The sequence below is a fragment of the Pantoea sp. X-Soil-TKNS-1211 genome, assembly GCF_059730495.1.
Genome location: NZ_AP035953.1, coordinates 457,595 through 479,400, shown reverse-complemented (window position 1 = coordinate 479,400; position 21,806 = coordinate 457,595). Strand labels below are relative to the sequence as shown.

Here is a 21,806-nt window from a genome sequence, read left to right as displayed (position 1 = left end):
CTGCCCGACGACACCTGCGGTGAGGTTGATGGATTTGCATCAGCAAAGCGTTAGAGCGCCCTGCTCAGCCTTTCTATAGTGGTGAATGATCTGCCTGGTCGCCCGATGTGTTTCGTAGCGAAGAAAAACGGAGATGATATGTTCCCCTCAACCTTACCTGTACCCCGTCGTCACCCTGTAAACCAGATACCCGCGCTGCGCTGGGGTATTGTCGGTCCTGGCTGGATAGCCGACCACTTTGCCAACGCGCTGCGCCACCACACGCAGCAGCAACTGGTGGCGGTGTCATCGCGCAGTCTGGAGAAAGCGCAGGCCTTTGCCCACAAGTGGGAGATTCCCCACGCCTGCGCAGGCATTGATGCGTTGCTGAGCCGCGACGACATTGATGTGGTGTATATCGCCACACCGCATAACCACCATTTCCCGGATGGCCTACGCGCGCTTAACGCCGGCAAGCATGTATTGATTGAGAAGCCGCTGGCGCTTAACGCGCAGCAGGCATTGCAGCTGCAACAGGAAGCACAGCAGCAACAACGTCTGTGCCTGGAGGCGATGTGGTGCGACTATGCGCCGAAATATGATGTGATCCGTCAGTTGCTGGCCGACGGTGCGCTCGGGGACGTGCACACCCTGATTGCCGATCATGGCGAGTATTTCACCCAGGATCACCGCATTTTCAATGCCGATCTTGCTGGTGGCCCGATGCTGGACCTGGGCAGCTATCTGATCAGCTTCAGCGTGCTGGTCAGTGGCGCGCCAGATAGCATTGTCGCAAAAGGTCAGCCCGCACCAGGCGGCGTTAACGGTCAGACCTCGATGTTGCTGACCCACCCGCAAGGCATGCAGGCGGTGCTCAACACCACCTTATTCAGTAACACGCCGGGCACGGCGGTAATTGCCGGTCGCGATGCCACGCTGTATCTCGACGGCCAGTTTTACGCACCCGGTCATTTCCGTCTGACTTCCAGCGATGGCCGCCACACGCTGCGCTGGGAAGAGCCCAACAATCGCTATATCCAGCTTTGTCATGAAATCGAACATACCGCCTGGTGTATCCATCAGGGTCTGTCTGACTCACCGGTGCGTCCGTTTGCCGCTTCGCTGGCAACGCTCAACACGATGGATGAGGTGAGACGCCAGATCGGTGTGGTTTTCAATGAAGAACGCGCAGGAGAAAATAATGAAAATCGCTTTTGACGTGGATGTAATCCGCGATCTGGGTATCACCCGCATGGTGCATCAGGTGGCGGAATGGGGCTACAAGTACATCGAACAGTCGCCCCATCCGCAAATCAACCCGTTCTATAAACACCCGAAAGCCAGCCGTGAAATCATCACCGAATACAAGAACGCGCTGCGTTCCACCGGGGTGGAAATCTCCTCGTTTATCGTGGTGTATCGCTGGTCTGGCCCGGACGAAGCGCGCCGTCAGGCGGCGGTGAAGAACTGGAAACGCATGATCGAGATCGCCGTGGAAATGGGGGTGCCGGTGATCAATACCGAGCTGTCCGGCAATCCGAACGAGCCAGAGATTTGCGAAGAGATGTTCTACCGTTCGATGGAAGAGTTGTTGCCCATTATCGAACGTGAAGGTATTCGCGTGGAAATTCAGGCCCACCCGTGGGATTTCTGCGAGGAGAGCAACGAAACCGCCGATATCGTGAAGTCCTTCCGCAGCGACCACGTGAAGTATATCTACAGCGCGCCGCACACCTTTTTCTATGACAAAGGCAAAGGCGATGTGAAAAGCATGCTTCACTATGCCGGTGACGATTTGTCGCATATGTTGATTGCCGACACCATGAACCACACCAAACATTGCCGCTATATCGTCAACCCGCCGGGCGTGGACGCCACTATCCACCAGCATGTCGGCGTGGGTGAAGGTGAGGTCAATTTCGATGCGCTGTTCGAAGCGTTACGTGAGATGGATTTTGCCAACCGCAGCTTTAAGGTCGGTGGTGAATCGATTATCTCGGCGGCGCTGTTTGGCTATCCCGAGAAGATGAAGCATCAGGCGGTGGAAACCCGCGAACTGATTGAGCGTGAATTGTTGTAACGGTGTGATATCAATCGTAGCGACGCGATAAATCGCGCAATCTCAAGCGTGATTTATCGCGCAGCCCCGTGCGCGATGCCAGAAAAATCCGCGCGATAAATCGCGCCGCTACGTCACCACCTCAACAAATTCCCCGCGCGTTAACGATAGCTGCGCCGCTTCGGCAATCGCCTGCGCGCGCAGGCCATCCAGCAGCCCTGGCAGCCCTTCGACTTTCTCTCCGGCGATATGACGCAAAAACGCATCGAGGTGGGTGTAATAGGTTTCATGCACCCGGCTGAACCAATCGGCATACAGACCCGGCTGGTTAATCCGCAGCCCCTGGTACAGGGTTGCGCCGCGCACCGACTGGCTTTCTGACGCCAGCATCCCTTCACTGCCCATCACGCTGATGCGTTCATCGTAGCCATAAGCGGTACGCCGGGTATTATCCAACTGCGCCAGCGCGCCGCGCTGCATCCGCATGATCAGCACCGAGGTATCAACATCAAAGTCCCGGATTTCCGGCATCGCCAGCGCTGCCCCCATTGCCCCAACGGTGGTGACTTCGTCATCGGTCAGCCAGCGCAGCAGATCGAAGAAGTGAATCGCCTGATCGCGCATCTGCCCACCCGATGCCTGCAAATAACTTAATGGCGGCAGCTCCGAGGCACGGCACACCATCTGGATCAGTTCAGCACGACCAATCACCCCCTGCTGCAATTGCGTTTTCAGTTGTTGATGGCTGCGGTCAAAACGACGGTTAAAGCCCACCGTGACCGGCACCTGCAACGGCGAGATGTTCTCCACGGCCTCCTGCGCGCGCGCCAGTGACAGATCGATCGGCTTTTCGCAATACACCGCTTTCCCCGCTGTCACCGCCTGTTCCAGCAGTGTCGCATGGGTTGGTGTGGCGCTGGCAATCAACACCCCGTCAATGGCATCACTGGCAAGCGCCTGTTGCACGCTGGCCGCTTTTGCGCCGTAGCGCTGCGCTACCGCTTCGGCGCGTGAGGCATCGATATCGCACACCAGCGCCAACTCCACGCCGGGATGTGCCGCCAGGTTAGCAGCATGGACCTGGCCGATAAAACCACTACCAATCAAAGCAAAACGTTGCGGTGACCGCATGATAAAGCTCCTGTTTGTTCACATTTCAGACGTAGCGTGCTTGTCAAAATAGCCGCTTCTGGCAGGCTGGCTGAACGCGGTTTTTGATGGAATTCACTCAGATGAAAGCAATGACGCTGGCGGAAATGGCGAAGCGGGCAGGTGTAGGCGTCGCCACGGTCGATCGCGTGCTCAACGATCGTGGCGGCGTCTCACCGGCAATGACCAAAAAGGTGTTGCAGATCGCCCGCGATGCCGGGTTAAACCGTATTTTGCCGGAGGAGCATCGTCATTCATGGCAGATTGAAGTGCTGCTGAGCGGCAACGGTTCGTTCTTCTTTCAACAGCTGGCACAGGATTTTGCCACCCTCGCCGATCAAATCGGTTATCGCCGCCTGCGGCTGCATCGCACCCTGATCCCGGAAAACGCGCCGGAGAAACTGGCGGCGCACATCGAAGCCAGCAGCAAAAAAATGGATGCACTGATTGTCTTCGCCCATGAAAATCCGCTGATTTATCAGGCGCTGGCGGCCTGCAAAGCACGTGGCGTGCCGGTGATTACGCTGGTGACGGACCTGCCCGATGCTGCGCGCCTGTGCCATGTTGGCATCGATCAATACAAGGCCGGGCGTACCGCCGGGTTGATGCTGGGCAGCATGCTGTCACAACCTGGAGAGGTCGTGCTGGTCAGTGGTCGCGCTGACTATCGCGCCCATCGCCAACGCATCGAAGGCTTTCAGGCGGTGCTGGCAGAGCGTTTTCCACAATTGCGCCTCAACGCCATCCTCGCCGGGCAGGATGAACGCGAGCGTATCAGCCACCTGCTGGAAAAAACGCTGGCGGGTTCAAAGCAGATCGTCGGTCTGTATAACACCGGGCTGGGCAATACGCAGATCCATGAAGCACTGGCGCGTCATCGCCTGTGCGGCAAGGTGGTGTATGTCACCCATGAGCTATACCACATCACGCGTCAGTTGCTGGAGAAACAGGTGCTGACGCTGACCCTTGATCAAAACACCCTGCGCCATGCGCAGCTGGCCCTGACATTGTTGCTGCGTTATCTGGAAGAAGGCGAACAGCCGGAAACCTATCAGCCGGGCAAAGTCGACTTTATGCTTTTTACGCAAGAGAACTTTGCATAACCGGACTTTGCATCTCACCGCCAGCGCGGTTAAATCGCCTTTGACCGCGACTGCTACACTCAGTGGCAGCAAAAAATGCAACCACAACAAGGCGAAATCACTATGTCGGAACATCAGTATCAGCCCGCAAAAGTCTGGACCTGGGACCCGGAAGCCAAAGGCAACGGCGCGAAAACCAACCGTCCAACCGCCGGGCCGACGCATGAGAAGGCCCTACCGGTCGGCAAACATCCGCTCCAGCTGTACTCGCTGGGAACGCCGAACGGCCAGAAAATTACCATCCTGCTGGAAGAACTGCTGGCGCTTGGCATTAAAGAAGCCGAATACGACGCCTGGTTGATTCGTATCGGTGAGGGCGATCAATTCTCCAGTGGCTTCGTTGAGGTCAACCCTAACTCGAAAATCCCGGCGTTGCGCGACCACTCGGTTAACCCGCCGCTACGCGTATTTGAGTCCGGCAACATCCTGCTGTATCTGGCGGATAAATTTGGTCACTTCCTGCCGAAAGACATCGCAGGTCGTACCGAAGCGCTGAACTGGCTTTTCTGGTTACAGGGTTCAGCCCCTTACCTCGGCGGTGGTTTCGGTCATTTCTACTTCTACGCGCCGGAAAAAATCGAATATGCCATCAACCGCTTTACCCTCGAAGCAAAACGTCAGTTAGATGTGCTGGATCGTCAGTTGGCTGATCATCGCTATCTGGGCGGTGAGGAATACAGCATCGCCGATATCGCCACCTGGACATGGTACGGCAACCTGGTGCTGAACAACCAATACGACGGCGCTGAGTTCCTGGATGTGCAGTCATATAAAAATGTGGTGCGCTGGGCGAAAGAGATTGCGCAGCGTCCGGCGGTGATTCGTGGCCGTAAGGTGAACCGCGCCTTTGGTGCCGCACCGGAAGACCAGTTGCTGGAACGCCATGATGCGTCCGATTTTGATACCAACACCGAAGACAAACGCCAGGCGCGAGGAGAGAAATAGTGAGTGCGTACGTAATTTTTATCCGCGATGAAACCCTGAACGACGGCGAAATGGCAACCTACGCGCAAAAAGCGGGGGAAGCACGCGGCGATCATCCGATTAATCCGCTCGCCTTTTACGGCGCGCTGGAAACGCTGGAAGGCCCGCAAGCCGAAGGCGTGGTGGTGCTGGAATTCCCGGATATCGATGCGGCGAAAGGCTGGTATTACAGCCCGGCGTACCAGGAAGCGAAGGCACATCGTCTGAAAGGGGCGAACTATCGCGTGTTGTTGGTGCAAGGTGTGGCATAAATAACCAAACGTAGCGGCGCGATTTATCGTGCAAAAGGGCGGTGTCACCACCGCCATTTGCTTATCAATTCAACGGGATACGTACTACGCTATCCGGTCCCTTCGCGGAATGATCTTTGTTGAAGCCCTGCTTCACCGTCACGAATAACGTCTGACCATCCGGCGACACCAGCAGGCTGTTGGGATGGGTTGGCAACGTCCAGCTGTTTTTCACCGCATAGGTGGTGGCATCGAGTTGCAGCACCTTGCCGGATTCACGCTGGCTGATATAGATCTCATTGCGTTTGGCATTGAACTTGATGCCCAGCGCGTCACCGTCGAGACGTTTGATCACCTTGCCAGTACGCTCATCAAACACCAGCGTGGTTTTCGCTTTAGAGTTGTCGGTGACAAACAGGCGACCGGTGGCCGGATCTTCCGCCAGATTCAGCAGCAAATAGGTTTTGTCATCGCCCGGCGTCCAGCGCTGTTCGATCTTGTGATTGCGCGGGTTGATCACCAGGATCTCGCCACTGCCGTTGGCCGCATAGATACGCTTGGTCACCGGTGAGTAGAGCAGACCGGTGACCCACTTGCCGGCATTTTTAATGGTGGTTTTCAGCTTAAAGGTTTTGGCATCCACCACCCAGATCAGGCCCGGATCGGCCACGCCGCCGATATACAGCAGACCATCGTGTAGCATGATTTCACGCGCACCGGTCGGGAAGCCTTTGTCGTTGATCACGCCAAACATCAGACGCTGCAACACCTTGCCGCTCTGCGCATCCACTTTTGAGATTCCGCCATCCAGCGTATTGGTGACATACAGCAGGCTGCCGTCCGGCTCCATCGTCATGCCGAAGTTTTTCAGATCGGTGTGGGTTTCGCCGAGGGTTTTCAGCGTGGCAGGATCGAGGCGGTAGATCACCCCACCGTTAACGCCTTTAAAACTCTGGGCACTGGCGACAAACAACGAAGAGGTGCTGCCAGGGACATACGCCATCTCATACAGGCCTTCCGCCAGTACACGCTGCTGCACGTTGCTGGCAACCGGTTGGGGGGCAACGACCGGGGCGGCAGCTTTTTTAGCCGGTGCCTGGCAGGCTGTCAAACTGAGCGCCGTCACTACAGCCAGCGCCACGCCCGCAATACGCGGATTGAACAAGGATTTCATTCTTAGCTCCATCAGGGAGTTATAAAAAGAATGAGAATCATACGTATTAACGATTATCGAGTAAACGTAACGCTGATTATTCGTCACAGCGCAATAAATTGCGCCGCTACCAGCCAGCAAGAACCGTAGCGGCGCGATTTATCGCGCATGTCTACCGCAGCTTCAAAGTCAAAGGCGCGCGATAAATCGCGCCGCTACGTTTCCGTTATGACAGGGACGCCCCACCACAGATCACCAGCTCCTGCCCGGTAATGGCATCCGCAGCGGGCGACAGCACAAATCCGGCCAGCGCCGCCACCTCCTGCGGTTGGATATAACGCCCCATCGGCGGTAGTTTGGGCGGCGAACTGGCGCGTCCGGGTTGCAGCAGCATCGGCGTCTCGGTGGCACCCGGAGCAATCACATTCACCGTAATCCCCTGAGGTGCTAACTCGGCGGCCCAGCTCCGCGCCATGCCGACCATTGCCGCCTTGGTACTGACGTACTGGCTACGCCCGGCCGCGCCGCGTGAGGTACGGCTGCCAATCAACAGAATCCGATCGCCCCGCTGCATCCTCGGCTGCAACGCATTGGCCATAATCTGTGCCGCCTGCACATGCAGATACCACAGCCTGCTGCTGGCCTCTTCATCCAGCTCACCCAGTGGCGCTGCCGCCATCATCCCGGCGGCATGCACCAGCGCATTCACGGTTGGCAGCACCAATAGCGCCTGCTTCAGTCGCGCAGCATCAAACAGATCAACGCTGGCCGAGGTAAAACCCGGATGATCATTTTTCACCTGGGTGCGGCTGAAGCCGGTCACCTGCCAGCCCTGCTGTAACAGATGGTCGGCAATCGCCGCGCCTATCCCGGAGCTAACACCAGTCACCAGCGCATGTCGGCTCATGAGACAACCCAGGATTCATCGACGCGCACGTACTTAATCGCCTGGCGGAAATAGGTATAAGCGATATGCAACGCACCATCCTCGCTCTGCTTAATGCTGGGATAGGAGAACTCACGGTTCAATTTCTGCTGGGAGTTGTTGGTCATACAGTAGCCATCACCCTCATCGAGGTTACGCTGCCACGGCCAGCTCTGACCGCCATCGGCCGAGATCGCCAGCGTCATTGGTGCGCGTGGCGCGCCCCAGAATGCGGTTCGACCACTGTGCACCACCGGCTCCGCCGCCACTGCGACGTCCCCCTCTTCTTCATCTTCGATCTCGTCATACAACGACAGGCGACGTTCGCTGGCATCTTTAGCGCTCATGGCGTTAAACACCAGCGCCAGATGGCCGTTGTGCAGCGTGGTGACTTGAATCGAGGAGTTGTTATTCGGCAGCGTCGTCGCCTGCGGTGCGCTCCAGCTTTCGCCACCGTCGCTGGAACGACTTTGATAAATGTAATCGGCCCAGCGGCTGCGATACAACGCCAGCAGGCGGCCATCCTGCAACAGGGTGATATTCATATGCACACACCCGAGGCTGTCCGGCACCGCCACATCGCGCCAGCTTTTGCCCTGATCGCTGGAAATTTTCACCGCGCTGACATCATCGTTGCCAACCCATTTCACCCCCGGCTGGGTGCGGCAATAAAATACCGGCAGCAGCCAGTTGCCATTTGGCAGCACGACGATCGGCTGGCGGATAAAAGTGCCGGGTTGGTCGAGCAACGTATCGATAGCGCACCAGCTACGGCCAAAATCGCGAGACTGGCGATAGCGCACAATCGCGGTATCCTGATTGCCGGACTTCTGCGCGGTCCACAGCAGCCACAGCACCTGCTGCGGATCGAGGAACAGCACCGGGTTTTGTTCAGATCGCGTCGGATCGTCCGACAGCTTCTCCGCCTCGCTCCATTGTTCGCTGCCTTTTGCCAGACGCGAACACCAGACCGAGATATCCGCGATCCCTTCCTGGGTGCCGCCAAACCAGACGCACAGCAGGTCGCCATTCGGCAGCGGCAGCAGATTGGCCGCATGGTTTTGTGGACAGACCGAAGGCAGCATCGCGGTGAGCTGCTGCGCGTCCTGCGCATGCGGATGAAGGTTACCGTTACGTTCGACGGTAAGAGTTGAATCGGTCATATCAGGCTCCACTGTTTTGCATAGTTCGTTTCGGGGCGTTTTTATCCTGTACCTGGCGCGACGGGATCAGGCGATCAATCACCATCACAATCGCCGGGGTGATCAGCGCCACATACATGTTATTGATACCAAAGGGATCGCCCAGCAAATACCACGCCGACGTCACCACACAAGCGGCGATCAAACCGGCATTCGCCCCACGCGTGCTTTTAAAGAATGGCAGGTAGAAGGCAATGATGGCGACCACCGAAATCGACAAACGGATGGCACGGGTGAAGAACGACAACTTCAGCACTTCAGGCACGAACAATACGAAGATCAGCGGCAGGAAACCAATCACCAGCGACAGCCAGCGTGTCATACGGAATTCACGATCCGGCGTCGGGTTACGGTATGGGACATAAAAATCTTTCACCACCAGCGAGGCAATCGCCAGTGCCACGGTGCTGACGCTGACGAAAATCGAGGCCACCAGCGAGGTGGTGACAATTCCGGCCAGCCACGGGCTCATATCCTGTAAAAACACCGGCAGTGCATACAGGCTTTTGATATCGGGATGGAGAAATTTCGCCGCCACGCCAATCAGCGCGATGGCGATAGCAATCGGCATACAAAAGAAGAACGCAACCCAGGTGGCGCGCTTGGCTGAGGCGGCGCTTTTGGTGGAGGCAATGGCCTGAATCACAAATTGGGTGCAGAAGATGGAACCGATGGTGCCGATCAGCCACGCAAAAATGGTGCTACCGCCGACGTTGCCATCCCAGGTCCAGTAGAAGTGCGGCATCTGTTTAATCATCGGGCTGACACCGCCGGTCATATGCAGCGCAACGCCGAGAATAATCATAATCCCGATATATTTCAGTCCGCTATGCAGCAGCGTCACCCAGGCGATACCTTTCATGCCACCAAACATAAAATAAAAGGTACTGACCACCGCCGTGATAAAGGCGGCAGTGGTGAGATCCAGATTCAGCACTGTGGAAATGGCCGCAGCGCCGCTGACGTAGTTACCCACGTTCACCAGCAGCAGCGCATAAATCATGATCAGCGAAATGATGTTTTTGGTCGAGTTACCGTAACGCTCGGCAATCGCGCCGGAGATAGTAATTTTCCCGGTGTTATAAATACGTTTGACCAGCAACATACCAAACAACGGGAAACCAATCGCCGCACCAATCACCGACCAGGAGGCGGCAAAGCCATCCTCAAAGGCGGCCTGGGCGGTGCCGATAGTGGATTTGGCACCGATATATTCTGACATCAGCATCACCCCGACAATAAACGCCGGCATTGCGCGCGATCCAGCCATAAAATCGCCGGTATTTTTACTGCGTAAACGCCAGGTCAGCCAGGTGGTAAACAGGATATATGCGATCACAATCCCGACAATAATCACCATCCCTTCTGCAGAGAATTGTTTCATTTCAGCCTCATCGATAACGTAGGGTCGTGGCAGGCGCTGGGCTTCACGCGCGCCGTTATAACTGGGATAGCGACAATTATTGTGTCTGGTGTCTGTGCACCGGGCGCTACCGCCAAAGATAAAATGATTTATATCGCTCAAAAACGCGCAAGATTACGCACTTACAGGGCTACTTTATAAGTGATAGTGGGATAAATTTGTTTGATCATGCTCACAGATAGTCAAATATGATTGAATACAATCAAAGCATCATTCTCGTAGCGGTGTGAGGGATACGGTAACAAGCGAACATATAACATCTTCGACACAGCAGTGATATTTTCTGTGAATAGCTCGGATAAGGAGATATTATTCCGTCCGAAACGGAGTGATTATTTTTATTTAGCAAAGAACAAGAATACCGAACAGAGAAATTCAGAACATAATAAAATCACAAAAAATAAAACAAACAAAAACAATGCATTGCATTAAAATTACGCCCATTTATTTGTTTTAAATTGGGTTCAACCGATTAATAACTCACCGCATAAATGTGACACAGGTCACATGTCATGCTATATCTTTAAACCTTAAAAATAATACCAAGGAGTGAATGCCGATTATTTCGGCCGCACTGTAACCCTGCATAAAAAATAACGTCATTCATCTGCAAGGAATACTATGCCTGAATCAGAAAATAACGCCTGGCGATATTCGCCGAAACCCACGTCTGCACAGGCTGACAATGAAAAGTTATCCGCCAGCGCCAGCGAAGAGAACAACCGCTTCCTCAGCGCAGATGCCTTTTTATTGACAGCAACCGCCATCGCCGCCATTGCCGGATTTCTTTATGGCTATGACACCGGCATTATTTCCGGCGCGCTGTTGCAGATAACCCATGATTTCCAGCTCTCGTCTCATGCGCAGGAGTTAGTCACCAGCGCCATTCTGGTCGGCGCGGTGATTGGCGCACTCAGTTGCGGACGGCTCTCCAGCCAGTTGGGCCGCCGTTATACGGTGATGATTGTCGCGGCGATTTTCGCCGTCGGCGTGATTGGCTCCGGGTTGTCGCCCAACGCAGTGTGGCTGGGCGTGGCACGTCTGGTGCTTGGCTTCGCGGTCGGAGGCGCGTCACAGATCGTCCCGGTGTATATCGCCGAGCTGGCTCCCCCGGATCGTCGTGGCCGTCTGGTGACTTTCTTCAATATCTCGATTGGTGTCGGCATTGTCACTGCTGCGCTGGTTGGTACCTTTATGCAGGATATCTGGAGCTGGCGCACCATGTTTGCCGTGGCCGCCATCCCGGCGGTAATTCTGCTGCTGGGAATGCTGCCACTGCCGGAAAGCCCGCGCTGGCTGGTAAGCCAGAAGCGGTTGAAAGAGGCGCATCTGGCGCTGGATACGGTACGCGACAGCGAAAAACAGGTGCGTCAGGAGATTCGTGCGATTCAGCGCGTGCATGACAAAGTGGAACGCAAAACCAGCGCCAGCTGGCGCGACCTGAAGCAACCCTGGCTGCGCCCGGCATTGCTGGTCGGGCTGGGTATTGCCGCGTTTACCCAGCTTTCCGGCATTGAAATGATGATCTACTACACCCCTACCTTCCTCACCAATGCCGGATTCAGCCGGGATACGGCGCTGTATTCGGCGCTGGGTGTGGCGGTGATTTACCTGACATTAACGGTGATCGGCAAACTGCTGGTTGACCATGTTGGCCGTCGCGCCCTCACCCTGTGGATGATGCCGGGGGCGATCCTCAGCCTGGTGCTGCTGGGCGCGGTGTTCCGTCTTGATGCACACGGCGGTGGCCATAGCTGGCTGATCGTCATCTGCCTGTTTGGTTTTATGGTGTTTAACTCTGGCGGTATTCAGGTGATTGGTTGGCTGATGGGATCGGAACTCTATCCGCTGGGCATTCGTGAAAAAGCGACCAGCCTGCACGCCGGGATGCTGTGGGGGTCTAACCTGCTGCTGACCGCGACGGCGCTGTCAATGGTCAACTGGCTGGGCATCGGCGGGGCGATGTGGTTCTACGCGCTGCTTAATCTGCTTGGCTTTGTCTTTGTTTACTTCCTGATGCCGGAAACCAAAGGCCGCTCGCTGGAGGAAATAGAAACCTCGCTGAAAGAGGGGGACTTTTACCCGATTCAGCAGCGCCATCGTCAGGCGGTAGATTCAAAACCCGCGCGATAAATCGCGTCGTTATGGAATGTGCCTTTATAACGTCTGCTGCAAAAACTCCACAAAGGCGCTGATACGCACCGGCAGTTGACGCTGCGGCTGCCAGACGGCAAAGATATCGCCGTCTGGCGCACTCCAGTCGGGCAACACATGCAACAACTCGCCACTGTTGATGCTGTGCTGCGCATCCCACCACGAACGCAGCAAAATACCATGCCCGTCCTGCGCCAGCTGCATCGCCACCTCGCCGTCATTGGTGACCAGAGTGCCGCGCACCTTTTGCGTCACTTGTTGCCTGCCATCCGTCAGTCGCCACAAGGCAAAATCGCTTTCGTACTGACGCAGCAAAATGCAGTTATGTTGTGCCAGCGCCGCCACGCTGTCGGGCAGGCCGCAGCGTGCTGCATAGGCAGGGGCACAGCACAGTACACGCGGATTGGTACGCAGCTTACGTGCCATCAGACGTGCATCCGGCGGCTCGCCGACTCGGATATCGATATCGATGTGCGCATCGAGGAAACTTAGCGGCTGGCTGCTAAGTTGCAGGCTGAGCGACAACTCCGGGTGCAACGCTGCAAAACGCGATACCAGCGGCGCAACATGGCGGCGACCGAACCCAAATGACGCATTGATATTCAGTGAACCGCGCAACACCGCCGTCTGGCTGCTGACTGACTCTTCCAATTCCGCCAGTTGATCCAGCAGTGGACGCGCTCCCTCCAGATAACGTTTGCCTTCCGGTGTCAGTTCCAGCCGCCGTGTGGTACGACGTAGCAATTGTACCCCCAGCCGCAACTCCAGCTGGCTCAGGCGTTTGCTCACTGCCGGTAACGATAGCCCCAGCTCGCGCGCCGCGGCCGTCAGGCTACCGAGGGTGGCGATGCGCACGAAAAACGCCAGGTCGTCGGTGGAAGTGCGCGATTCTCTACTTTTATTCAACATTGGCTTGCTGCTCAGGCTAATTATTTCCCCATGATGCAAAGTTATACTGCGGGCAGAACATCAACAGCAACCTGCGAGAGACCCTATGAACGGCAAAACATTTAAAATCGCCGTCATCCCTGGCGATGGCATTGGTAAGGAAGTGATGCCGGAAGGCATCCGCGTGATGGACGCGGCAGCAAAAAAATTCAATATTCCGCTGGAGTGGCAATGGTTTGATTTTGCCAGCGCCGAGTACTGGCAGCAGCACGGCAAGATGTTACCGGATGACTGGTTTGCCACTCTGCAAACCTTTGATGCGATCTACTTCGGCGCGGTCGGCTGGCCGGATGTCGTTCCGGATCATGTTTCGCTGTGGGGATCATTGTTGCAGTTCCGCCGCGAGTTCGATCAATACGTTAACCTGCGTCCGGTCCGTCTGATGCCGGGCGTCAAAGCACCACTGGCGAATCGTCAACCGGGCGATATCGATTTCTACGTGGTACGTGAAAACACCGAAGGTGAGTACTCCAGCGTCGGCGGCACCATGTTCCCTGGCACCGAGCGTGAAGTGGTGATTCAGGAGACAGTGATGACCCGTACCGGCGTCGATCGCATCCTGAAATTTGCCTACGAGCTGGCGCAGAAGCGACCGAAAAAACACCTGACCTCGGCGACCAAATCTAACGGTATCGCCATTACCATGCCGTACTGGGACAGCCGCGTGGAAGCGATGTCAGCCAGCTACCCGGAAATTAAAGTCGATAAATATCATATCGATATTCTGACCGCTAATTTTGTGCTGCACCCGGACTGGTTCGATGTAGTAGTGGCGAGCAACCTGTTTGGCGATATCCTGTCGGATCTCGGCCCAGCCTGTACCGGCACCATCGGCATCGCGCCTTCGGCCAATATCAACCCGGAAGGGAAGTTCCCCAGCCTGTTCGAACCGGTACACGGCTCGGCGCCAGATATCGCGGGCAAAGGCATCGCCAACCCGATCGGACAGATTTGGTGTGGCGCAATGATGCTGGAGCATTTGGGCTATGCAGAAGCCGGTGCGGCGGTGCTGGATGCCATTGAACGTACGCTGGCGGCGGGCACTAGCCTGACGCGGGATCTGGGCGGCAAGGCATCAACCGAGGATCTGGGCGCAGCGATTGCCGCCGCGCTGTAACCGAAAAATCTGCGCGATAAATCGCGCCGCTACCACAGGGCGCGATGTTATCGTCGCGGCGTGATTTCATGATGTTACCGTAGCGGCGCGATTTATCGCGCAATATCCGTCACCGTTACGGCAGAATCTGCACCGTTTCGCTATGCCAGCCTGCTGGCAAAGGCTGCGGGCGCACAATGGTGACGTTGTGCAATTGCAGATTCTCCACCCCGCGCGCAAACACGCCCGGCAGGCCATGTGGATAAGCGGCAACCCCAAATGCCTGCCCGGTCTCGCTATCCAACTTGTAGGCATTATCCAGTCCCATCCCGGTTGGTGATTCAGGATTACACGGCGGGCGCACATCGTAATATCCCTGCCCTTCTGCTGCCACCTGGCGCAACTGCACGTTACTCAGCATCACCTCGCGGATCTGTCCCGCCACCTCGCTATGCAGGTTAATTGCCCCTTCCATCACGCCGCTGACGTTGCTGAATTGCAGCTGTTCGATCATGCCCGGAGCGATCGCCGGATCACGGGGGCGCACCGAGGCAAACAGCGCATCGGCTTTGCCCCAGTGGCAGGGTGGCGCAAGGTGGCAGGCCAGCGTCAGATTGCTGAACAACAGACGGCGGAAATTGCCGCCATCGCGCGACAGCAAGCCAATCGCCCGGTTGGAGTCGAAAATGGTGCAGCCGCTGACCGTGACATCTTCCACATCATCAAAGGTTTCCGTGCCAATCTTGAACGCGCAGCTCCAGGAACGTAGCTGGCAATTACTGATCATAATCTGGCGCGCCGCGCGTCGCAGGTGGGCGGGTTTTTGCGTGGTTTTGATGCAGATGGCGTCATCTGCCGCACTCAGGTAGCTGTTGCTGACAAACACCGCTTCGCAGCTGTCGATATCCAGCGCGTCAGTGTTGGGCATGGTCATGGCGTTATCAATGGTCAGGTGATCGATGTGCACATGGCGGCAGCTCACCAGATGGACGGTCCACATCGGTGCCTGCACAATAGTGAATTCCTGTAGCGTCACCTGTTCACAATCTTCAAACACGATGATACGTGGGCGCTGCGGACGCGGCAGGCGATAACCCTGCTCATCCTTCTCGGCGGCAAACCAGGCTTCACCGTCGCCATCAATCACCCCTTTGCCGCTGATGCTGATATTGCGCTGACCGACCGCATACAGCAGCACATGCTGCGACAGTTCAGCCTGACTCTGCGCCAGGCAGTGTTGATAATCCTCCACACGTTGGCTGGCGAGTAAGGTGGCCCCCGCCGCCAGATGCAGGTGGAGATGCGAACCCAGCGTGAGGGTACCGAGGCGATAGCGACCCGGCGGCACCGACAGCGTACCGCCACCCTGCTGCGCCAGTTGATCCAGAGCGCGTTGAAAACAGTCGGTATCGAGGGTTTCACCATCCGCGACGGGGTGAAAATCAACCAGTGAAAGGTGCATGCGGTTCTCCTGAGTTGCAGCGTAAGACCATTGCAGCATGCACACGGCGCGAAAACCTTTCGCTGATGGACAAGGCGCTTATTTCACTGCGCCTTCGGTCACGCCACTGATAAATTTGCGCTGGAACACCAGGAACACCGCCACCAGCGGCAGGATCACGATCATCGCGCCAGCCATCAGTACCGGAATATCGATGGTGTTTTTGTTCTGGAAAAACATCATGCCAATCGGCAAGGTGCGCAACTCGTCCTTGTTGACCAGAATCAGCGGGATCAGGAATTCGTTCCATGTCCAGATAAACAGCAGCAGCGCCAGCGTTGACAGCGTCGGCCAGATAGCGGGCACCAGAAGGCCCCACAAAATTTTGCGCCGCGATGCCCCATCCATCACCGACGCCTCCACCAGTTCGCGCGGCACCTGTTGCAACGCCGTGGCGATCATCAGGGTGGTAAAGGGTAACGACAGCGCAATCTGCGGCAGGATCAACGCCAGATAAGTATTGGTCAGCCCCATCCAGCGCAACTCGTGGTACAGCGGGATAATAAAGGCTTCACTGGGCAACACCATGCCCAGAGCGAGTAACGCGGCGATCACCTTTTTGCCGGGGATCTTTAACCAGGCGAAACCAAAACCGGCCAGAATGCCCAGCAGGATGCTGCAAATCACCACCGGGATCACCACCAGCACCGAGTTCATAAAGTAAACGTTGAAATGGCCCTGCTGCCAGGCGGTGACGTAATTTTTAAAGTTGAGCGAAGAGGGCAGGGTAAACACCCCCTGGAACAGCTCCATCTGGGTTTTGAATGAGGTCATCAGCGCCATCAAAAATGGCAGGATGGTCATCAGCGCGACCATCCAGATAAGCGCACGAGAAACAACTGGCGTGCCACGCATCAGTGACGCTCCCGAATAACAAAGTGAATTAACGCGTTGATCAACAACACAATCATCATACTGAACACCGCCACTGCCGAGGCGTAGCCGAAGTAGTGCAGGTCAAAGCCCTGCTTATACATAAAGATGTTGGTCACCATCGTCGCCGTGCCCGGTCCGCCCTGGGTCATCACATATACCAGGTCAAAGGCTTTCAGGCTGGCGATCACCGTCAGCAGCAAGGCAATGCGCAGCTCCGGGCGCAATGACGGCAGCGTGATACGCATAAATTTCTGCCGCCGCGAGGAGCCGTCCAGATCCGCCGCTTCCAGCAGCGATGGGTCCATCCGTTGTAGGCCAGCCATAAACAGCACCAGACAAAAACCAAAGAAGTACCAGGTGGCAACAAAGCCTACGGCAGGAAGCGCCCAGGTGAAGTCTCCCAGCCAGGAGATCGCCAGTTGCGGCAAACCGATGGCGCGCAGAAACTGGTCAATCGGGCCAAATGCCGGGTTATACAGCCAGCGCCACACCACGCCAAGTACCGCCATCGGCATGATATAAGGCAGAAAGAAGAAGATACGCAGCAGGCTGCGCTCCTTGTTGCTGCGCGTTTCATACAGGAAGCTGCACAGCAGCAGCCCGATGCCAATCGGTAACAGGGTGTAGAACAACATCAACAGCGCATTATTGCCCAGCGCCACCCAGAACACCGGGTCGCTGAACATGCGCATATAGTTGCTGATGCCGGTAAAGATCGGCATCGAGGTGCCGTCCCACTCGGTAAAACTGATGCCCAGCGACGCCAGCAGCGGCAGCAACAGAAAGACCGCGTACACCAGCACCGCGGGCAGCAGATAGAGCGCATTGCGCCAGGCAGATTTGTTCAGCATAACCTTACTCGCTTGCGGTCCGGCATCGCTGCCGGACCGGATTTATCAGTGCTTAAGGGTTTTCAGGTAACGTTGATAGTTGTTGTCAAAGTTGGTGACCATCTGGTCAGCGGTTTGACGTCCCGCCAGCAGCAACTGCACGTTCTGGTTCAGCTCGGCATTCATGGTCGGTGTCGCCCAGTCAACGTAGTGACCAAGGCCATCGTGTTCATTGAGTGTCACCCACACCTGATAGGTTTCCGCCAGCAGCGGATTATCCGATGGGATTTGCGCGTTTTTGCTGGCGCTGGCTGGCAGGAAGCCGACTTTCAGCCAGCGGTTCGCCATCTCATCTGACACGATGTAATCGATAAACTTCGCGGCGGCGTCCTGCTGTTCTTTGCTTTTCGCCGTGCTGGTGATGGAGAACGCCAGGTCAGTACCGCCGACCATTAACGCATGCTGCACGCCCTCACCCATCGGCATTGCCGCAAAGTGAATATCTTTGTTGTCTTTGAACTGACCGAGATACCAGGTGCCGCTTACCAGGAAGGCTGCCTGGCCATTCTGGAACAGCGTAGCAGCATCGTCATGACCAATGCCCTGGAAACCGGGGAAGAAGTAACCTTTGTCATTCCAGCTTTTCATCATGTTGGCGGCTTTGACTAATTTGTCATCTTTAAAGGTGCCGCCGACGTCGTAAATCAGGTCATCCAGTTTTTTGCGGTCGCTGCTTTCAATCTGCGCTTCCCAAAGGGTGCTCAGCAGTTGCTGCCCCATATTACCGTCCAGCAGACCCAGCATCATCGGCGCAGTGCCCTGCGCTTTCAGTTTTTCCATCGCCTGTTCCAGCTCCGGCAGGGTTTTCGGCACCGCAATACCGGCTTTATCCAGCAGCGCTTTGTTGTAGTACAAGCCAACCATTTCGCCGAGGCTGGCAACGCCATACAACTTGCCGCTGCCGAAATCCTGCGTATCGGACCAGCGGTTGCGTTTCAAAATCGAATCCGGGAAGCGGGTGGTCCAGCCATAGGTTTTGGCGTAATCATCCAGCGGCCAGAGCAGTTTGTCTTTCACCAGCGATCCCATATCGCCACCGCCCTGATTGACCTGGGCGATCTGTGGGCCATCACCGGCAGTCAGCGCCAGCTTGAGTGGGATACGGGTATCTTCAAAGGAGTGCACTGAACGCTGGATAACAATTCCGGGATTCTGCTGTTGGAACACTTTAATCGCCTGATCCACCGCTTCGGTCTGCTGCGGATAGTTATAAATGTCCCATTCGTTCAGGGTCACGCTGGCGGCCTGCGCCATTGATGCGCCGAGCAGTATCCCAGCGGAAACCAGACAAGACAGGGTGCGCAGAGAGCGATGGAAGTACTGCGAACGTACGGTTGACTCACACATAATGCTCGGTTTCTCCAACAGATGACTGGCATCCCTTCATCTCGACACCCGCAGATCCCGCAGGTTGATTCAGCAGAAATAACGCGCTTATCCATACTTACTTTATGAATAAAAGAAAGTCAAACCTACGCAGCGTGGAATTTTTGCTCTGTGATGCAGTGCAAAAAGTGAGAAGAAAAGCCCGCTGATCAGCAGGGAATGCTGCTTAATTCAGCAAAAATCGGCAGTAATCCGTCTGGCCTTGATGATGAACAGCATAAATCACTCGTAATTTTTCTAGCCATTAAGCCACTGATAGAACATATGAAAATCGTATAGTTATGGCAAGGAAAGGGAGATAAATGGGCGCAAGGCCCATGCAACAAGGGCCAGCCAGCGCTGCCTGGCCCGGTAGCCATCTCCCCGTCATGCGCTGCGGTTATGTTTCTTTCTGGCTTTGCGGGATGACGCAATTATTACACCTTGAAAACTAAGTCAGCTTTCATTACCGTAAAAACTGTTCATCTCCTGACCACAGAGGCTCCACCATGACGGCTGAAGGTGTTATTCGCCACGCCACCGCAGCAGATTTTCCCGCGCTCTCGCGTATTTGCTTAGAAACCGCCAACGCGGGTAAAGACGCCACTGCGCTCTATTCCGATCCCGCCCTGCCGGGCCTGCGTTTTGTGATCCCCTACGCGCGCTTCGTCCCTGAGTTTGCCCTGGTGCTGGAACAGCAGGGTGAGGTGGTCGGTTACGCGGTGGCGGTACCGGACACGCGGGCATTTGAGGCGATCCTCAATCAACAATGGTGGCCAATGTTGCAGGCGCAATATCGTGCGACGCCCGCCAGTGCACCACTCGACAGCAAAGTACTGGATGCCATCCGCCAGCCGGATGCCGCCGCCGAGCAGTTGGTAAGCCAATGGCCCGCGCATCTGCATATCAATCTGCTACCTGCGGCACAGCAAGGCGGCTGGGGCCGCAAGCTGATTGAGCAGTTACTGACGCTGCTGCGTCAGGCCGGTGTTTCCGGCGTACATCTTGGCGTCAGTCTGCAAAACGAGCAGGTGTGCGGTTTCTATCAGCGCCTCGGCTTCACACCGATCGTGCGCAGCAACGCCATCTATATGGGCCAGTTACTTTAAGCGAGACACAGCATGACCAGCCTGCATCTGCAAAGCGTTAAGAAATCCTATGAGAACGTGAACGTGATTCACGGTATCGATCTCACCATCAACAGCGGAGAGTTTGTGGTGTTTGTTGGCCCTTCCGGCTGCGGTAAATCGACGCTGTTACGCATGATTGCCGGGCTGGAGGAAATCAGCGACGGTAAGCTGCTGATTGAGGGGGCTGATATGACGCATCAACCCGCTACCGAGCGTGGCATCGCGATGGTGTTTCAGTCGTACGCGCTCTACCCAAACATGACGGTACGCGGCAACCTCGCCTATCCATTGGAGGTGATGAAACGCCCGAAAGCGGAGATTGAACAGGCAATACGCCAAACCGCCGAGCGTCTGCATTTAACGGAATTACTGGATCGCCTGCCACGCGCCTTGTCAGGCGGGCAGCGGCAACGTGTGGCGATAGGCCGTGCCATTATTCGCCATCCGCGCATTTTCCTGTTTGATGAACCGCTGTCGAACCTTGACGCCGAATTGCGTTTGCAGATGCGTATTGAGATCGCTCGCCTGCACGCTTCACTCGGCAATACCATGATTTACGTCACCCATGATCAGCTGGAAGCGATGACGCTGGCCGACCGTATCGTGGTGCTGCGTAAGGGGCAGATTGAGCAAGTTGGTGCACCGTTGGAGTTGTATCGCGACCCGGATAACCTGTTTGTCGCCGGGTTTATTGGCTCGCCGAAGATGAACTTTTTACCGGCTGAAGTAGCGGCGCTGGCACCCGGCCAGGTGCAGCTGCGCGTGCCATCGTTGGGGATTCATGCGTTAACCCTGAAGCTGGCAGCGACCTGCCGTGAGGGGCAGAAAGTGACGCTGGGAGTGCGGCCTGAGCATTTTCAGCTTGCCAGCGCAGCTGATGCGCCACTGAGTTTTAGTGCACCGTTGTCGTTCAGCGAGATGCTGGGGCATACCAATTATCTCTATCTGGATGTCGGGCAGGAGCGTCTGCTGGTGATTGAGGAGCGGCACGTCGCTGATCATGTGATCGGGGAACCGATGCGCTATCAGTTGGATGCCGGGAGTTGTTTGTTGTTTGATGAGCAGGGGATGCGGGTGCGGTGAGTGTGTCCTGGCTGCTGGTGCGGGATGACACCGAGAAGGTTCCGCCCGCCAGACATTAGGTAGTTTCAGCTGCATCGTGCAGGCGGACGGGTTAAGGCCCGAGGGCGCGGGCCTTAACAATCCGCGCCCTGCGGCGTCCTCGCGCAGCGCATAGCGCTGTCCCCTCGCTTATCACTCAGGCCGCACGGCACGCGCGGATTCGCCATCCATGGCTCATTCCGCTCTCTCGCCGCATCCATGCGGCTCGGCCTGGCCTTCCCTCTGCGCTCGGCGCTATGGATGCCGCCCACCCCACCGTCTGCAAGACCGCAGGAAAAACAATAAATAAAAAACGCAAAGCAAAAAGAAAGAGACGGCAAAGCACAGGTTTTGCAGCGGTGGGTGGGGCGCCATCCAGACTCGCTGAGCGAATGAATGCTGCCAGGATGAGCCGCATGGATGCGGCGAAAGGCGGCGTTGAGCAGGAGCGAATCGACGCCGGTCCGTCGGCAGCGTGAATGAGCGAAGGCACCGCGCA

General features: G+C 56.2%; 19 protein-coding genes. 9 read left to right on the top strand and 10 right to left on the bottom strand.

What is annotated here, in order from left to right:
- Positions 1 to 138: 138 nt before the first annotated feature.
- Positions 139 to 1,197 (top strand): Gfo/Idh/MocA family protein, encoded by a 1,059-nt coding sequence (locus tag AC6I8W_RS02090; RefSeq protein ID WP_497836783.1) that lies wholly within the window; start codon positions 139 to 141, stop codon positions 1,195 to 1,197.
- Complete coding sequence (locus AC6I8W_RS02085) at positions 1,181 to 2,059, top strand: sugar phosphate isomerase/epimerase family protein (protein ID WP_480367612.1); 879 nt, start codon at positions 1,181 to 1,183, stop codon at positions 2,057 to 2,059. Before AC6I8W_RS02090 ends, AC6I8W_RS02085 begins: the two co-directional genes overlap by 17 nt.
- Positions 2,060 to 2,167: 108 nt before the next feature.
- Here the strand turns inward: AC6I8W_RS02085 and AC6I8W_RS02080 are convergent, their stop codons facing one another.
- Complete coding sequence (locus AC6I8W_RS02080) at positions 2,168 to 3,169, bottom strand: Gfo/Idh/MocA family oxidoreductase (RefSeq protein WP_497836782.1); 1,002 nt, start codon at positions 3,167 to 3,169, stop codon at positions 2,168 to 2,170.
- Positions 3,170 to 3,270: 101 nt separating this feature from the next.
- Here AC6I8W_RS02080 and AC6I8W_RS02075 point away from each other — a divergent pair, with 101 nt between their 5' ends.
- The 3 genes from AC6I8W_RS02075 (at position 3,271) to AC6I8W_RS02065 (ending at position 5,564) form a co-directional block, all read left to right on the top strand.
- A complete protein-coding gene (locus AC6I8W_RS02075) occupies positions 3,271 to 4,290 on the top strand; it encodes a LacI family DNA-binding transcriptional regulator (protein WP_497836781.1) in 1,020 nt (339 codons plus the stop codon).
- Between the two features lie 102 nt (positions 4,291 to 4,392).
- Positions 4,393 to 5,274, top strand: coding sequence for a glutathione-dependent disulfide-bond oxidoreductase (yghU, locus tag AC6I8W_RS02070; RefSeq protein WP_497838089.1), 882 nt, complete (start codon positions 4,393 to 4,395; stop codon positions 5,272 to 5,274).
- Positions 5,274 to 5,564 carry a DUF1330 domain-containing protein gene (locus AC6I8W_RS02065; protein ID WP_497836780.1) on the top strand — a complete coding sequence of 97 codons (291 nt, stop codon included), beginning with the start codon at positions 5,274 to 5,276 and terminating at the stop codon, positions 5,562 to 5,564. The genes yghU and AC6I8W_RS02065 overlap by 1 nt, the downstream gene beginning before the upstream one ends.
- Positions 5,565 to 5,628: 64 nt before the next feature.
- On the opposite strand, the gene AC6I8W_RS02060 is transcribed toward AC6I8W_RS02065, so the two are convergent.
- The 4 genes from AC6I8W_RS02060 to AC6I8W_RS02045 all read right to left on the bottom strand — a co-directional run bounded on the left by AC6I8W_RS02060 (position 5,629) and on the right by AC6I8W_RS02045 (position 10,207).
- Positions 5,629 to 6,717, bottom strand: coding sequence for a YncE family protein (locus tag AC6I8W_RS02060; RefSeq protein WP_497836779.1), 1,089 nt, complete (start codon positions 6,715 to 6,717; stop codon positions 5,629 to 5,631).
- Between the two features lie 205 nt (positions 6,718 to 6,922).
- Positions 6,923 to 7,603, bottom strand: coding sequence for an SDR family NAD(P)-dependent oxidoreductase (locus AC6I8W_RS02055; RefSeq protein WP_497836778.1), 681 nt, complete (start codon positions 7,601 to 7,603; stop codon positions 6,923 to 6,925).
- A complete protein-coding gene (locus tag AC6I8W_RS02050; RefSeq protein ID WP_497836777.1) occupies positions 7,600 to 8,784 on the bottom strand; it encodes a sialidase family protein in 1,185 nt (394 codons plus the stop codon). The genes AC6I8W_RS02055 and AC6I8W_RS02050 overlap by 4 nt, the downstream gene beginning before the upstream one ends.
- A gap of 1 nt (position 8,785) precedes the next feature.
- Positions 8,786 to 10,207 carry a sodium:solute symporter family protein gene (locus tag AC6I8W_RS02045; protein WP_497836776.1) on the bottom strand — a complete coding sequence of 474 codons (1,422 nt, stop codon included), beginning with the start codon at positions 10,205 to 10,207 and terminating at the stop codon, positions 8,786 to 8,788.
- A gap of 660 nt (positions 10,208 to 10,867) precedes the next feature.
- Here AC6I8W_RS02045 and AC6I8W_RS02040 point away from each other — a divergent pair.
- Positions 10,868 to 12,379 (top strand): sugar porter family MFS transporter, encoded by a 1,512-nt coding sequence (locus AC6I8W_RS02040; protein WP_497836775.1) that lies wholly within the window; start codon positions 10,868 to 10,870, stop codon positions 12,377 to 12,379.
- Between the two features lie 24 nt (positions 12,380 to 12,403).
- Here the strand turns inward: AC6I8W_RS02040 and AC6I8W_RS02035 are convergent, their stop codons facing one another.
- Entirely contained in the window at positions 12,404 to 13,309 is a 906-nt protein-coding gene (locus AC6I8W_RS02035) for a LysR family transcriptional regulator (RefSeq protein WP_497836774.1), read from the bottom strand.
- Positions 13,310 to 13,394: 85 nt separating this feature from the next.
- Here AC6I8W_RS02035 and AC6I8W_RS02030 point away from each other — a divergent pair, with 85 nt between their 5' ends.
- The gene (locus tag AC6I8W_RS02030) at positions 13,395 to 14,465 is read left to right on the top strand and encodes a tartrate dehydrogenase (protein WP_497836773.1); all 1,071 of its coding nucleotides are present in this window, start codon (positions 13,395 to 13,397) and stop codon (positions 14,463 to 14,465) included.
- 115 nt (positions 14,466 to 14,580) lie between these two features.
- On the opposite strand, the gene AC6I8W_RS02025 is transcribed toward AC6I8W_RS02030, so the two are convergent.
- From AC6I8W_RS02025 to AC6I8W_RS02010, 4 genes are all read right to left on the bottom strand, one after another.
- Entirely contained in the window at positions 14,581 to 15,906 is a 1,326-nt protein-coding gene (locus tag AC6I8W_RS02025) for a glycoside hydrolase family 28 protein (RefSeq protein WP_497836772.1), read from the bottom strand.
- A gap of 78 nt (positions 15,907 to 15,984) precedes the next feature.
- On the bottom strand, positions 15,985 to 16,800 hold the full coding sequence (locus tag AC6I8W_RS02020; RefSeq protein WP_497836771.1) for a carbohydrate ABC transporter permease: 816 nt from the start codon (positions 16,798 to 16,800) through the stop codon (positions 15,985 to 15,987).
- Positions 16,800 to 17,672, bottom strand: coding sequence for a carbohydrate ABC transporter permease (locus AC6I8W_RS02015; RefSeq protein ID WP_497836770.1), 873 nt, complete (start codon positions 17,670 to 17,672; stop codon positions 16,800 to 16,802). The genes AC6I8W_RS02020 and AC6I8W_RS02015 overlap by 1 nt, the downstream gene beginning before the upstream one ends.
- 45 nt (positions 17,673 to 17,717) lie before the next feature.
- Positions 17,718 to 19,058 carry an ABC transporter substrate-binding protein gene (locus AC6I8W_RS02010; protein ID WP_497836769.1) on the bottom strand — a complete coding sequence of 447 codons (1,341 nt, stop codon included), beginning with the start codon at positions 19,056 to 19,058 and terminating at the stop codon, positions 17,718 to 17,720.
- Positions 19,059 to 19,585: 527 nt separating this feature from the next.
- Between AC6I8W_RS02010 and AC6I8W_RS02005 the strand changes: the two genes are divergently transcribed.
- Positions 19,586 to 20,185, top strand: coding sequence for a GNAT family N-acetyltransferase (locus AC6I8W_RS02005; protein ID WP_497836768.1), 600 nt, complete (start codon positions 19,586 to 19,588; stop codon positions 20,183 to 20,185).
- A 12-nt stretch (positions 20,186 to 20,197) separates the two neighbouring features.
- The gene (locus AC6I8W_RS02000) at positions 20,198 to 21,289 is read left to right on the top strand and encodes an ABC transporter ATP-binding protein (RefSeq protein ID WP_497836767.1); all 1,092 of its coding nucleotides are present in this window, start codon (positions 20,198 to 20,200) and stop codon (positions 21,287 to 21,289) included.
- Positions 21,290 to 21,806: the final 517 nt, after the last annotated feature.

What these genes read in the sequence shown, in the direction of transcription:
- AC6I8W_RS02090 (WP_497836783.1), top strand. Translation starts at nt 139, where the DNA reads ATGTTCCCCTCAACCTTACCTGTACCCCGTCGTCACCCTGTAAACCAG.
- AC6I8W_RS02085 (WP_480367612.1), top strand. Translation starts at nt 1,181, where the DNA reads ATGAAAATCGCTTTTGACGTGGATGTAATCCGCGATCTGGGTATCACC.
- AC6I8W_RS02080 (WP_497836782.1), bottom strand. Translation starts at nt 3,169, where the DNA reads ATGCGGTCACCGCAACGTTTTGCTTTGATTGGTAGTGGTTTTATCGGC.
- AC6I8W_RS02075 (WP_497836781.1), top strand. Translation starts at nt 3,271, where the DNA reads ATGAAAGCAATGACGCTGGCGGAAATGGCGAAGCGGGCAGGTGTAGGC.
- yghU (WP_497838089.1), top strand. Translation starts at nt 4,393, where the DNA reads ATGTCGGAACATCAGTATCAGCCCGCAAAAGTCTGGACCTGGGACCCG.
- AC6I8W_RS02060 (WP_497836779.1), bottom strand. Translation starts at nt 6,717, where the DNA reads ATGAAATCCTTGTTCAATCCGCGTATTGCGGGCGTGGCGCTGGCTGTA.
- AC6I8W_RS02055 (WP_497836778.1), bottom strand. Translation starts at nt 7,603, where the DNA reads ATGAGCCGACATGCGCTGGTGACTGGTGTTAGCTCCGGGATAGGCGCG.
- AC6I8W_RS02050 (WP_497836777.1), bottom strand. Translation starts at nt 8,784, where the DNA reads ATGACCGATTCAACTCTTACCGTCGAACGTAACGGTAACCTTCATCCG.
- AC6I8W_RS02045 (WP_497836776.1), bottom strand. Translation starts at nt 10,207, where the DNA reads ATGAAACAATTCTCTGCAGAAGGGATGGTGATTATTGTCGGGATTGTG.
- AC6I8W_RS02040 (WP_497836775.1), top strand. Translation starts at nt 10,868, where the DNA reads ATGCCTGAATCAGAAAATAACGCCTGGCGATATTCGCCGAAACCCACG.
- AC6I8W_RS02035 (WP_497836774.1), bottom strand. Translation starts at nt 13,309, where the DNA reads ATGTTGAATAAAAGTAGAGAATCGCGCACTTCCACCGACGACCTGGCG.
- AC6I8W_RS02030 (WP_497836773.1), top strand. Translation starts at nt 13,395, where the DNA reads ATGAACGGCAAAACATTTAAAATCGCCGTCATCCCTGGCGATGGCATT.
- AC6I8W_RS02025 (WP_497836772.1), bottom strand. Translation starts at nt 15,906, where the DNA reads ATGCACCTTTCACTGGTTGATTTTCACCCCGTCGCGGATGGTGAAACC.
- AC6I8W_RS02020 (WP_497836771.1), bottom strand. Translation starts at nt 16,800, where the DNA reads ATGCGTGGCACGCCAGTTGTTTCTCGTGCGCTTATCTGGATGGTCGCG.
- AC6I8W_RS02015 (WP_497836770.1), bottom strand. Translation starts at nt 17,672, where the DNA reads ATGCTGAACAAATCTGCCTGGCGCAATGCGCTCTATCTGCTGCCCGCG.
- AC6I8W_RS02010 (WP_497836769.1), bottom strand. Translation starts at nt 19,058, where the DNA reads ATGTGTGAGTCAACCGTACGTTCGCAGTACTTCCATCGCTCTCTGCGC.
- AC6I8W_RS02005 (WP_497836768.1), top strand. Translation starts at nt 19,586, where the DNA reads ATGACGGCTGAAGGTGTTATTCGCCACGCCACCGCAGCAGATTTTCCC.
- AC6I8W_RS02000 (WP_497836767.1), top strand. Translation starts at nt 20,198, where the DNA reads ATGACCAGCCTGCATCTGCAAAGCGTTAAGAAATCCTATGAGAACGTG.